The following is a 12,261-nucleotide window of genomic DNA, read 5'->3' on the forward strand; positions in this document are numbered from 1 at the left end:
GCAGTTTCGGAATAGTTCGATGTTCATCGGGCCTTTGGCCCGTTAGCGTTGCGGTGGATCACCCCCTTGCAGGATTCCGCCATGCGCTATCTGGTCGTACTCGACCCGCAATCCACCACCAGCAAGTGCTACGCCAGCAAGGGGCCGGACGGCACCTGGTTTGGCCAGCCCTGCGTGGTGTGCTCCGAGCTTGATGCCTCGCACCCCACCTACCTGTTCGCGGCGCGCTCGTTCATGCATGGTGCCCGCGCCATCAAACAGCGGATCCACTTTCCGCATGAAGCGGTGGCATTCGTCATCGAGGACGAGCACGAAACCGGCAGCCACATGGGATTCCGTCAGCTGGCCTGACGCACCGCCCCCCCACCCGCCGGCGCGCAACCGCCCTCAGTCAGGGCTTCTCACCGCCGGATCGTGCAGGCAACGCAGCTTCTTCTTGTTGATCTTGCCGACGCTGGTGCGCTCGAGTGAGGCCACGAACTGCACGCGTTCGGGAATCGCGAAGCGGGAGATGTCGCCGGCGCGACTGCGCGTCGCCACCTGCTCGATGATCTCGGCCTCGCTCACCTCGCTGTCGGCGTGGGTGACCACCAGCGGCAGCGGGCGTTCGCCCCATTTCGTATCGGCGATGCCGATCACCGCCACCTCACTCACCGCCGGATGCAGCGCGATGATGTCCTCCAGCGCGAGCGAGGAGATCCATTCGCCGCCGGTCTTGATCACATCCTTGATACGGTCGGTGACCCGCAGGTAGCCGCCGCCATCGATGTTGCCGATGTCTCCGGTATGCAGATAGCCGCCGTCCCACAGCGCGGCCGAGGCGTCCGGGTTGTGCAGATAGCCCTGGGTCAGCCAGGGCGCACGCACCACTACCTCGCCGGTGGCGATGCCGTCGTGGTCAACATCACGCAGGTCGCCATCGACGATGCGCAGGTCGACCAGCGGCACCGGAATGCCCGCCTTGGTGCGCAGCGACAGCGCTTGCTCCGGCCCGTCAGCGGCGTCGATGTCGATCTGGGCCAGGGTCAGCAGCGGGCAGGTCTCGGACATGCCATAGCCGCCGAAGATGTCGATGCCGCGCGCCAACGCCCGTTGTGCCAGCGAACGCGGCAGTGCGGCGCCGCCGATGATCACCTTCCAGCGGCTCAGGTCGGTATCCGCTGCGGCGGGATGCTCCAGCAGCATATGCAGGATGGTCGGAACGCAGTGCGAGAAGGTCACTTTTTCGCGCGCGATCAGCGCCAGCAGCGTGCCCGGCAGGTAGCGCCCCGGGTAGACCTGCTTGATGCCCAGCAGCGTGGCCACATAGGGCACCCCCCAGGCGTGAACATGGAACATCGGTGTGATCGGCATGTAGACATCATCCCGGTGCAGCCGGCCCTGGCTGGCGGCACTGCCCAGCGCGGCCATCGCCGCCAGCGAATGCAGCACCAGCTGCCGATGGCTGAAATAGACCCCTTTGGGCAGGCCGGTGGTTCCGGTCGTATAGAACGTGGTCGCACGGGTGTTCTCGTCGAACTCCGGAAAATCCGTAACGGGGGTAGCCTGGCGCAGGCCCGCCTCGTACTCGGCAGCGAAACCGGCCGGCACCGGGCCTTCGTCATCCTGCAGCAGCACGCGCGTGCGGATGTCCGGCAGCTGCCCGTCAAGGCTTTCCAGCAAGGGCAGGAACTCGCGATGGACCAGCAGCACCCGCGCGCCGCTGTGGTTGAGCGTATAGGCAATCTGTTCCGGGGCCAGGCGGATGTTCACCATCATCAGCACCGCGCCGAGCATGGGCACGGCGAAGTAGCTTTCCAGATAGCGGTTGCTGTCCCAGTCCATCACGGCCACGGTATCGCCCTGTCGCACGCCCAGCGCGGTCAGCAAGCCCGCCAGCCGGCCGATGCGCTCCTGCAACGTGCGGTAGTCGAAGCGGACATGGTCGCCGCACACGATCTCCTGCTGGGGACTCACCGCCAGTGGCGTCAGCAGCAGCTGCTTGATCAGCAGCGGATAGGCATTTGTAGTGTGATCAGAGGTGGATGGCATGGCGCTTCCTTGTGGGAACCCGGCCTGGGGCCGGCGTGTGTCAGCCCACACTAGTCCTGCCAGCGGTGCGCGCCAGCGTACCTAGGTCCCCGTGCCTGCCGGCCAACCTTTTTGCTACGCTCGCCAGGACATGCCCACCCTGCTCATCGCCGATGACCACCCGCTGTTCCGCGCGGCCCTGCACCGCGCGGCTGAGGAGGCCGTCGCCGACCTGCAGATCAGCGAAGCCGCATCACTCGATGGCGTGCTGGAGATCCTCGAACACCAGTCGGTCGATCTGCTCCTGCTCGACCTGCACATGCCCGGCAATCACGGCTTGGCCGGATTGGCCACGCTGCGCGCCCTGCAACCCGGCCTGGCCGTCATCATCGTCTCGGCCAATGAAGAGCCGCAGGTCATCCGACGCGCCCTCGATCTCGGCGCGGCGGCGTATCTGCCCAAGAGCTCGGGCCTGACCGAACTCCACTCCGCACTGTGCTCGGTGCTGGAAGGCGAACGCTGGGTTCCGGCGTTGCTGCGCGAGCCGGTGGCACGCGTGGCGCCCTTCAGCAAGGACGCCGACCTGGCCGCGCGCCTGGCCAGCCTGTCCGCGCATCAGTACCGGGTACTGGGCCTGGTCGCCGAAGGCCTGCTCAACAAGCAGATCGCCGATCGGCTGGGCGTGCAGCTGCGCACGGTCAAGGCGCACATGACCCGCATCATGGAGCGGTTGGGCGTGCGCAACCGCGCACAGGCCATTCGCGTGCTGCATGAAATGGGCCTCGCCGATCCGTCGCGGCAGATCGAAGCAGCGCCGGACCGTTGACGGTCAGGTGGTGCTGGCCGTTGCCAGCAGATGGTTGATCGCCCAGCGCAAGGCCAGGGGCTTGAACGGTTTGCTCAACAGCGACAGGCCCGCCGCCCGCACCGCGTCGCGGGTGGCGCTGCCGGTATCGGCGCTCAGGATCACGGTGGGGCGGGGCCCGTACAGGGCCGCCTGGCGCTTCCACAGCGCCACGCCGGTATCGCCATCATCCAGGTGGTAGTCGAACAGCCACAGCACAGCCTGCTGCGCCGAGGACCCGATGGCTGCTACGTCCGTCACTGCAGTGACCTCGCATCCCCACGACAGCAGCAGCTGCCGCAGCGCCTGCAGCGCCTCTTCGTCGTTGTCCACCATCAGCACGTGAACGCCCTTGAGGGTGCTGTTGCCGATGGCCGCCGGCACGGCGCTTGGCATGGCCGGTGGCGTGGCGCGTGCCACGCTGATCGAGAAGGCTGAGCCGCGCCCCGGCGCACTGCGCACCTGTAGCGGTGCGTCCAGCAGGTCGGCGATGCCGCGGGCGATGGTCAGGCCCAGGCCCAGTCCCTGGCCGTTGCTGCGGTCGACCCGATGGAACTCCTCGAAAACAACCGCCTGCTGCTCCGCTGCGATTCCGGCGCCACTGTCGTGCACGCCGATCGACAACCGCTCCCTCTGCCGGCGGACGCCCAGCAGCACGCCGCCGTGGCGGGTATAGCGGATCGCATTGGCCAGGAAATTCTGCAGCACCCGGCGCAGCAGCAAAGGATCGCTGTGGACCCAGGCACCGGTGCGCACATAGCCGAAATGCAGTCCGCGGGCTGCGGCAAGCACGGCAAACTCCTGGGCCAGCGGGTCCAGTACGCTCGACAAGGCGAACGGTCGCGGATCGGCGACCAGTCCGCCGGCCTGCAGGCGCGAGATGTCCAGCAGCCCCGACAGCAGGTCATCGGTGGAATCCAGCGCGCTGCGGATCTGGCGCAGGAAGCTGTCGAGGAACTCCGATTCGATGTGCTGCGACATGGCATCGGTCAGCAACTGCGCCGCGTGCAGCGGCTGGATCAGGTCGTGACCGACGGCGGTGAGGAAGCGGGTCTTGGCCACATTGGCGCGCTCGGCCTCCTGCACGGCATGCTGCAACTGCGCGGTGCGCTCCTGCACGCGGCGCTCGAGGGTTTCATTGCTGCGCTTGAGCGCATCTTCGGCACGGCGGAAGGCGGTGACATCGGTGAACGTGGCGACGTAGCCGCCGCCCGGCATCGGATTGCCGCGGATCTCCACGATCGTGTCATCCGGGAACACACGCTCGGACAGGTGCGGCGTGCCGCGGCGCATGTGCGCCACGCGACGCTGCAATGCCCTGGCGGGCGAATCACCGGCCGCGTTGCCGATGTCCAGTTGCCCCAGCGCCCACGCAGTGAGGTTCACCACCGGCTGCCCCACCTGCAACAGCTCCGGCGGGAACTTGAACAGCGCGGCATAGCGGCTGTTCCAGGCCACCAGCTGCAACTGCGCATCGACCACGCTGATGCCCTGGCTCATGTTCTCCAACGCCGCCTCAAGCAGGCGCTGGTTGAAGCGCAGTACCTGGGTGGCTTCACCCACCGCGCGGGTGACCGCTTCCAGCGGGGCGGCACCGCCGTCACGTGCCGCTTCGACCAGCAACCGGGCCATGCCAGCGCCGACCACCGCCGTCAGCTCGCGTTCGATGGCCGTGACCCGATCGTCATCCAGCAGCTGTCCGGCGTGCCCTCCCATCAACTGGCGCGCACGTTCCTGCCCCAGGAAACGACCTGCGGTCCTGCGCAACGAGGCTGCCGCCACCGCGTCCTGGCGGGGCGGCAATGCCGGCCGCACCGCGCGTGCCACCAGGGCCACGGTCAGCAGATTGACCGCCAGGCTGGCGCCCATGCTGAGCGCGATATGCCCCGGCTGCAGGCGCAGCGAGACCACGCTCAGCCAGTGCAGCGCGTCAGTGTCGGCCGACGGCGATGCGGCGGGGATCACCATCGGCAGCAGCACCAGCCACAGCCAGGCCAGCGAGCCCAGCACGATACCGGCGATGATCGCCGGGGAGGGCGTGCGCGAGCGATAGACCGCCAGCAGTACCGCCGGTGCCAGCTGCGAGAGCGCGGTGAACGACATCAGGCCGAAGTCGCTGAGCGCCTCGGTGCCGCTCATCGCGCGGCTGTACAGCCACGCCATCAGGAACACAACAACGATGCCGGCGCGGCGGAACGCCAGCACGCGCGGCCGCAGGTCGGCGCTGGCCACACCGTGTTCGATCCCGCCCAGCAGGCGCGAACCGAAGCCATGGTTGCCGAGCATGATCGACAGCGTCAGGCCGGACAGGATCATCATGCCGGTGGCCGCGCTCAGGCTGCCCAGATAGGCCAGCAGGGCCAGCAGGTGGTGCCCGTCGGCCTGCGGCAGGGCCAGCACATACAGATCCGGCGATACCGACGCCGGCAACGCCGCGCTGCCGGCCAGCGCCATCGGTACCGACGGCAGTCCGATCAGCAGCAGGTAGACCGGGAACATCCAGCGCGCCGTCTTCAGGTCCGACGGCTGGCGCAGCTCCACCACGCCCACATGGAACTGGTGGGGCAGGGTGAAGGCAGAGATCGCACCGAGCGCGACCATGGTGAGGTAGTCCGGCAACACCACCGGCGCTGGCAGCTGCGCCATCTTCTGCATCAGCGGCGTTCCAGCCTGCTGCACCGAATGCGCGGCGTACAGGCCGATGGCCAGCAACGCCACCAGCTTCAGGATCGATTCCAGCCCCAGCGCCACCACGATGCCATGATTGTGCTCGGTGGCCGAGGCCTTGCGCGCGCCGAACAGCAGGGTGAACGCAGCCATCGTCAGCGCGAACCAGAACGACATGTCCAGCTGCCAGCCCGCAGGCGCGAAGCGATCGCCCAGCAGCGCGCCCAGGCCCTGGCTGACCGCTTTCAGCTGCAGCGCGATGTAGGGAATGATGCCCAACAGTGCCACCAGGGTGATGGTCATGCCCAGCCCCTGGTCGGCGCGCAGGCGTGCCACCACCAGGTCGGCGATGGTGGCGCTGTTGTGCTGCCTGGCCAGCCGCCCCAGGCGCACCAGGAAGGGCAGGCCGAAGGCAAAGATCAGCGCCATGCCGACCAGCGTCGGCGGAATCGGGACGCCCCATTGCACGCCCTGCGAGGCTGCCCCGTAGTAGGTCCACGCCGTGCAGTGCACGGCCAGCGACAGCGCATAGATCACCGGCCAGACCCGGGCCAGCCGATGCCCGCGGCGCTCGCCCCACAGCGCCACGCCGAACAGCAGTACGGTCCACGCAATGCAGGCGAACAGGACGACAGAGGGCGTCAACATCACTCCAGTGTAGAGAGAACCCGGACCGGGCGGCGCTAGCCGGCCAGCACGATCAGTGACAGCTGCTCAGCCACCACTGCCAGCGCGCCATCGGCAACCCGCTCGACCGCCTTGTGCTGGGTCAGCAGCCATTGTCCGGGCTGGCGCGGTTGCAGCGACAGCAGCCGCGAGCGCACCTGCACTTCAGCCCCACTGGCTACCGGTGCCAGGAAGCGCACCTTGTTCAACCCGTAATTCAGCACATGCGCAATGCCAGGGAAGCCGGCCAGGGCCGCCACGTCGTCCTCCACCGTCAGCGACAGCAGCAGGAAGCCGTGCGCGATGGTCTGCCCGCCGGGCAGGTGGCTGCGCGCCCGCGCCGGGTCGACATGGATCCAGTTATGGTCGCCAGTTGCATCGGCGAAGGCATCAATGCGCGACTGCGCCAGCTGCGTGGCGCGTCCCAGCCGCTCACGTGTGGCCCATTGCTGCAGGGGCGCAAGCGCGGCGGGCAGCGCGCCGTCGCTCATCGCACCCGATCCAGCAGGGCCAGGATCGCCTCGCGCGCTTCGGGCTCGTTCAACATCGGCGCGTGGCCTACGTCGGGCACTTCCACCAGCCGTGCAGTGTCCGAGCTGCTGGCCATCTGCCGTGCAACATCGGCCGGCAGAATGTCCGACAATGCGCCGCGTACCACCAGTACCGGCACCCGCGCGGTGAGGCCGCGCACCGCCCGCCACAGCACCGGCCGCAGCAGCCACAGCAGCCAGGGCCGGGTGGTGCGGATCACCGCCAGGTCGTAGTCCAGCTCCAGCAATCCATCGCCGCGCAGCCGGAACGTGCGCACCGCCATCGCACGCCAGTCGTCCGGCCCGAAACGCGGGAAGGACGCTTTGCCGATCGATTCGACGTAGGCGGTGGCCTGCGGCAGATCCATCGGTGGCACAGGCTTGCCGGCATATTTGCCGATCCGCACCAGTGCCTCGCGCGGCACCTTGGGGCCGGCATCGTTGAGCACCGCCGCAGCGATCAGCCCCGGTGCGCGCGAGGCGAGGGTGATGGTGACCAGCACGCCCAGCGAGGTGCCGACGAACACCGCCTTGCCGATGTTCTGCGAGTGCAGCAGCGCCACCATGTCATCGGCATAGGTGCGCGGGTTGTAGCTGGCCGGGTCCTTCGCACGTTCCGAGCCGGCGCGCCCGCGCAGGTCAACGGCGATCACCCGCCATCCTGCCGCAGTGAGTGAATCGGCCAGCGCATCGAAGTCGGCACCGTTGCGGGTCAGGCCCGGGATGCAGACCACCGTGCCGCGCGGAGCCTGCCCAGCCGCCGGCGCATGATCGCGCGCATGCAGGCGCAGGCCATCGTTGCTGTTCCAGTACAGATCTACACAGGACTGCATCATGCAGAGGGTTCCTAGAAATCGTAGCGGACGCTCAGGCTATACTGGCGCGGCGGTCCGTAGAAGCCAATCAGGGTGCCGACCGCCGGGATGTTGTAACCGGTGGTGCGGTACGCCTTGTCGGTCAGGTTGGTGCCCTGCAACGAGAAGGTCCAGGCATCGTCACGGCGCCAGATCACACCGGCATTGACCAGTCCATAGCCGTCCTGGCGGATCACCGGGCTCAGGTCGGTGGTCGGCCACACCTCGCTCTGGTAGCTGTAGCTCACCCGCGCCGAGAGATTGCCGCCGTTGGCCAGGTCGGTGCGGTATTCCACGTTCAACGCGCCGGAAAAATCCGGAGCATTGGTGAACTTCATCTGGTCGGCCACATTGACGCCGCGGTCGATGTACTCATCGTACCGGGTGTCCAGCCAGGCCAGATTGCCCGAGATCAGCCAGTGCCGGCTCGGCAGGTACTGGTACTCCAGCTCCAGGCCCTTGACGGTACCGGCGCCGGCATTGGTGAAGTCGCCGAAGAACGAATCGTCGATGCCATCGCCATTGGTGTCCAGGCCGGTGAACACCGACAGCTGGATATCCTTGTACTTGTTGTAGAAAGCCGACAGGTTCAGGAACAGGCGCTGGTCGAGGAAGGCCATCTTGCTGCCCACCTCATAGCTGTCCACGGTCTCGTCATCGAACGGTTCGGCCGAGCGCGGCACCGCCACGGCATTGGCGCGGATGTTGTAGCCGCCGGATTTGAAGCCGCGCGTGGCCAGCCCGTAGACCATGATGTCCGGGGTGATCTGGTAATCCAGCGAGACCTTGGGCGAGACATTCTTGAAGTTGGTTTTCTTGTCGAAGTCCGCGGTCACCGCCACCGGCCGGCTGAAGCCCGGGTCGGCGTAGAGGCGGTTGAGCACGATCGCGCGCTTGTCCTCGTCGGTGTAGCGCGCGCCCAGGTCAAGCTTCAGCGCGCTGGTCAGGTCGAAGATCCAGTCTGCGTACAGCGCGATGCTGTCGGTCAGCACCTTGCCCTGGTTGTCGGCGAACTGCGCGCTGAAGTAGTTGTTCTGGATCTGTCCACCGGCCTCGCCGCTGAACTGGTAGACCCCCACCACGCCACGCACGCGGCCGCCGGCATCGTAGTTCAGCTGCACTTCGTTGCTGACCTGGTTGTCGTTGTAGGTGCCACTGACGTCGGCCAGCTTCACCGGCGTGGTGTCGAAATCGATGTTGGCCGCGCTGTCCGATTCACGCTTGGCCACCACGTACTTCACCGCAACGTCTTCATTGGGCCGCCAGTTCAGCGTGGCCGATGCACCCTTGGATTCCACGTTGTTGAGGTTGCGCATGCCCGAACGGATGTCGTAACGGCTGTCCATCGGCGGGTAGGCGCGCAGGAACGGGTTGGGCGCCAGCATCTTCGAGCCGCGCATGCCGGACTGGTCATCGATCCAGTCCAGTGCGAACTGCACGTCGAAGTCATCGCCGGCGTAGGCGCCCAGGTTCAGGCGCGCCGCGTTGATCTGCTTGTCGCTGACCGGCTGGCCAGTGAAAGGGTTCTCGCCGAAGCCATCGTGGTTCATGCTGGCCACCGCCACGCGGGCGCGCAGGCCGCTGTCGGCGCCGCCGATGGGGCCACCGATGGCCGCTTTGGCATCGAGCTGGCTGTAGTTGCCCACCGTGATCTGGGCGAACCCCTCGGTCTGGGTGGGCAGGCCGCGCGAGATGTACTTGATCGCACCGCCAATGGTGTTCTTGCCGTACAGCGTGCCCTGTGGCCCGCGCAGCACTTCGATGCGCGACACATCGAACACATCCAGCAGCGCGCCCTGCGGCCGGGCGATATACACATCATCCAGGTAGATGCCCACGCCGGGGTCGGCGCCCCAGGTGGGATCGGACTGGCCGATGCCGCGGATATAGGCAGTGACCGTGCTGCTGGCGCCGCGCGCCGCATAGATGGTCAGATTGGGCACCTGCGCATCGAGGTCGCTGATGTCCTGCACGTTCATCCTGTCCAACGCCTCGGAGGTGAACGCGGTGACCGCCACCGGCACTTCCTGCAGGGTTTCCTCGCGCTTGCGCGCGGTCACCTTGATGCTGTCCAGGTTGGTCGGGGTGGCAGAGCGGGCCGTGGCCGGTCCGGTCGCCGGCGCCTCCTGCGCCAGCGCCGGCGCGGAGGCCAGCAGCATGCCGATCATCAGGCTCAAGCCATTCCGTTTCATTCCATCCTCCCCAGGCAGGTCCATTGCAGATGGCCCGATGCCACCCCTGCTGCCAAGGCTAGCGGTGTCATCCGGCGCTCACGAGTGGACCTAGGTCCAGTCGGCAGCCGCGCCCGGATGCGGATACTGGCCACGCGCCCCCCGCCGCACGTGCTGCCCGGTACCCCGTCACCCACGACTCATGCAGGAGGATCTGGCCATGAAATCCGCATTCGATTCAATCAAGGCGATGTTGCTGGTGCTGTGCACCGGGTTGGCTACGGTCGGCAGTGCCTTCGCTGCCGCGCCGGCCGGGCACTGGGACATCGCCCTGTACGGCAATCTGTTCGGTGCCCGCGAATATCAGGTCTGGGTACCGGCCGGCTATGACGGCGCCCAGCCATTACCGCTGCTGCTGGTCCTGCACGGCTGCGTCAACGGCCCGAACCTGATGGGCGAGGCCTCTGGGTTCAACGATGTGGCCGACACCGAGGGCTTCCTCGTGGTCTATCCACGGCAGAACGTCGCCTCCAACCCGGCGCGCTGCTGGAACTGGCAGCTGCCGATCAACCAGGCCCGCGACAGCGGCGAGCCGTCGATCCTGGCCGGCATCGTCGACAAGGTGAAGGCCGACTACAGCGTGGATCCGCATCGGGTCTATGTGACCGGCATTTCGGCCGGCGGTGCGATGACCTCGATCATGCTCGCCTGCTACTCGGATGTGTTCGCCGCCGGCGCCATCCATTCCGGCGGCATGTTCAAGGGCGCCACCACCATTTCCGGCAGCGCGTATGCGTTGCTGGCCGGCAGCATCCATTCGCCGGACAGCAACGGGCGCCTGGCCTGGCAGTGCTCGGGCTCGCCCTCGCCACGGCCGCTGCCGGTTCTGGTCTTCCATGGCAGCGCCGATCTCACCGTCAACCCGGTGAACGGGCAGCAGGCCGTGCGCCAGTTCCTGCAGACCAACGACCTGGCTGATGATGGCCTGGACAACGATTCGGTGAAGTACCGGCCGACCAGTACCTACCAGGGCCAAGTACCGGATGGGCGCGCCTACACCGTGGATACCTACCGCTACGGCGGCCGCACGCTGGCCCAGCATTATGTGGTGCAGGGCATGGGCCATGCCTGGAGTGGCAGCCAGTCGGGCCTGCCCTTCACCGACCCGAAGGGGCCCGATGCCACGCTGATCACCTGGTTGTTCCTGAAGGATTACCAGCGCTGAGCGAGCGGGCAGGCTTGAGCGCCGGGTTGAGGCGGTCGGCCGCGGGTGGCGGATGGCACCTGCGGCCGTCGCCGCCGATCCGATATCGTGAGCGCCCGTTTCCACGCCTTCGCAAGTGCACACGCATGGACGCCACACCGAACACGGCCCGAAACCGATGGAGGCTTCACGCCGTCGTCCTGTCCGCCGCACTGCTGGCCGCCGGCTGCGCCGATACAGCGGTGCCGGCCCAGGATCCGGGTGCGGATATCGAAGCGGTGGCCCAGACCCTGATCGAGCAGCCATTGCTGCACTCGACCTCGATCGGCGTTGTCCACCGTGGCCAGACGTTCATCCGTCATCGCGGCGCCATGCAGTCCGGAAAACCCGGTGCGCCGACCGATGCCACCCTCTATGAGATCGGCTCGTTGAGCAAGACCCTGGCCGGCACGCTGGTGGCCAATGCGGTGCTGGAAGGCAAGCTGGGGCTGGATGACGACGTTCGCACCTACCTGCAGGGCGACTATCCGAACCTGCAGTACCAGGGCGCGCCGATCCGCATCCGCCACCTGCTGACGCACACCAGTGGCCTGCCGAACATGCTGCCGGAGCGCGCGAACACGATACTGGCCGACTTCACCGATCACCGCACACCGGCTGAGCTCAATGCCCTCTACGCCGGTTACGGCAAGGCCGATTTCCTCAGCGATCTGCACGCCGTGCGGATTCCCCGGGCGCCGGGCAAGGAGTACGCGTACTCCAGCGCCGGATCCCAGTTGACCGCGCACATCCTGGAACGGGTCTATGGGCGTGACTATGAGGCGCTGCAACGTGCGTTCTTCAACACTGCCGCTGGAATGACCGGCGTTACGATCACCCTCGGTGACGCCGACGCATCACGACTTGCGGTCGGCTACCACAGCGACAATCCGGTGCCGACCACACCCATGCCGGAGTTGCCATGGGGCGCATCCGGCAACGTGAAGGCCACCGTGCCCGACATGGTGAAGTACCTGCAGTTCCAACTGGCCAACGGGCCGGTGGTGAAGGAGTCGCACCGCGCCCTGGCCCGGTTCGACGACGAATCCAGCATCGGCTACTTCTGGAACATCGTTGCCGGCGATCCGCTGACGGGCACCTACTATGCCCATCATGGCGGCGTGCCCCGCTCGCAGTGCTACATCTACATCATGCCCAAGCACGACCTGGGCATCTTCGTCATCACCAACCAGAGTGGCGAGCAGACCGCGCACGCCATGGAAGCGGCGATTGACACCCTGGTCGAGCGGATCGGCGCGCGCAACCGGCGATAGAA

Annotated in this window: 9 protein-coding genes; 4 read left to right on the forward strand and 5 right to left on the reverse strand. The window is 66.9% G+C overall.

The annotated features are described in order from the left end of the window. Window positions 1-81: 81 nt before the first annotated feature. Window positions 82-351 (forward strand): hypothetical protein, encoded by a 270-nt coding sequence (locus LZ605_RS04450; protein WP_249843980.1) that lies wholly within the window; start codon window positions 82-84, stop codon window positions 349-351. A 36-nt stretch (window positions 352-387) separates the two neighbouring features. On the opposite strand, the gene LZ605_RS04455 is transcribed toward LZ605_RS04450, so the two are convergent. Continuing rightward, window positions 388-2,031 (reverse strand): fatty acid--CoA ligase, encoded by a 1,644-nt coding sequence (locus LZ605_RS04455; RefSeq protein ID WP_249843981.1) that lies wholly within the window; start codon window positions 2,029-2,031, stop codon window positions 388-390. A 130-nt stretch (window positions 2,032-2,161) separates the two neighbouring features. Between LZ605_RS04455 and LZ605_RS04460 the strand changes: the two genes are divergently transcribed. After that, window positions 2,162-2,836, forward strand: a complete 675-nt coding sequence (locus tag LZ605_RS04460; protein ID WP_249843982.1) for a response regulator transcription factor — start codon at window positions 2,162-2,164, stop codon at window positions 2,834-2,836. Between the two features lie 3 nt (window positions 2,837-2,839). On the opposite strand, the gene LZ605_RS04465 is transcribed toward LZ605_RS04460, so the two are convergent. From LZ605_RS04465 to LZ605_RS04480, 4 genes are read right to left on the reverse strand one after another with little or no spacing between them, the layout of a single operon-like run. Beyond that, entirely contained in the window at window positions 2,840-6,169 is a 3,330-nt protein-coding gene (locus tag LZ605_RS04465; RefSeq protein ID WP_249843983.1) for a PAS-domain containing protein, read from the reverse strand. 35 nt (window positions 6,170-6,204) lie between these two features. After that, a complete protein-coding gene (locus LZ605_RS04470; protein ID WP_249843984.1) occupies window positions 6,205-6,678 on the reverse strand; it encodes a MaoC/PaaZ C-terminal domain-containing protein in 474 nt (157 codons plus the stop codon). Further along, window positions 6,675-7,553 (reverse strand): alpha/beta fold hydrolase, encoded by an 879-nt coding sequence (locus tag LZ605_RS04475; RefSeq protein WP_249843985.1) that lies wholly within the window; start codon window positions 7,551-7,553, stop codon window positions 6,675-6,677. The genes LZ605_RS04470 and LZ605_RS04475 overlap by 4 nt, the downstream gene beginning before the upstream one ends. A gap of 11 nt (window positions 7,554-7,564) precedes the next feature. Next, on the reverse strand, window positions 7,565-9,763 hold the full coding sequence (locus tag LZ605_RS04480; RefSeq protein WP_249843986.1) for a TonB-dependent receptor: 2,199 nt from the start codon (window positions 9,761-9,763) through the stop codon (window positions 7,565-7,567). Window positions 9,764-9,962: 199 nt separating this feature from the next. On the opposite strand from LZ605_RS04480, the gene LZ605_RS04485 reads away from it, so the two are divergent. After that, complete coding sequence (locus LZ605_RS04485; protein ID WP_249843987.1) at window positions 9,963-10,967, forward strand: extracellular catalytic domain type 1 short-chain-length polyhydroxyalkanoate depolymerase; 1,005 nt, start codon at window positions 9,963-9,965, stop codon at window positions 10,965-10,967. Between the two features lie 125 nt (window positions 10,968-11,092). Next, a complete protein-coding gene (locus LZ605_RS04490) occupies window positions 11,093-12,259 on the forward strand; it encodes a serine hydrolase domain-containing protein (RefSeq protein WP_249843988.1) in 1,167 nt (388 codons plus the stop codon). Window positions 12,260-12,261: the final 2 nt, after the last annotated feature.

The organism is Stenotrophomonas maltophilia (assembly GCF_023518235.1).
Classification (GTDB): Bacteria; Pseudomonadota; Gammaproteobacteria; order Xanthomonadales; family Xanthomonadaceae; genus Stenotrophomonas.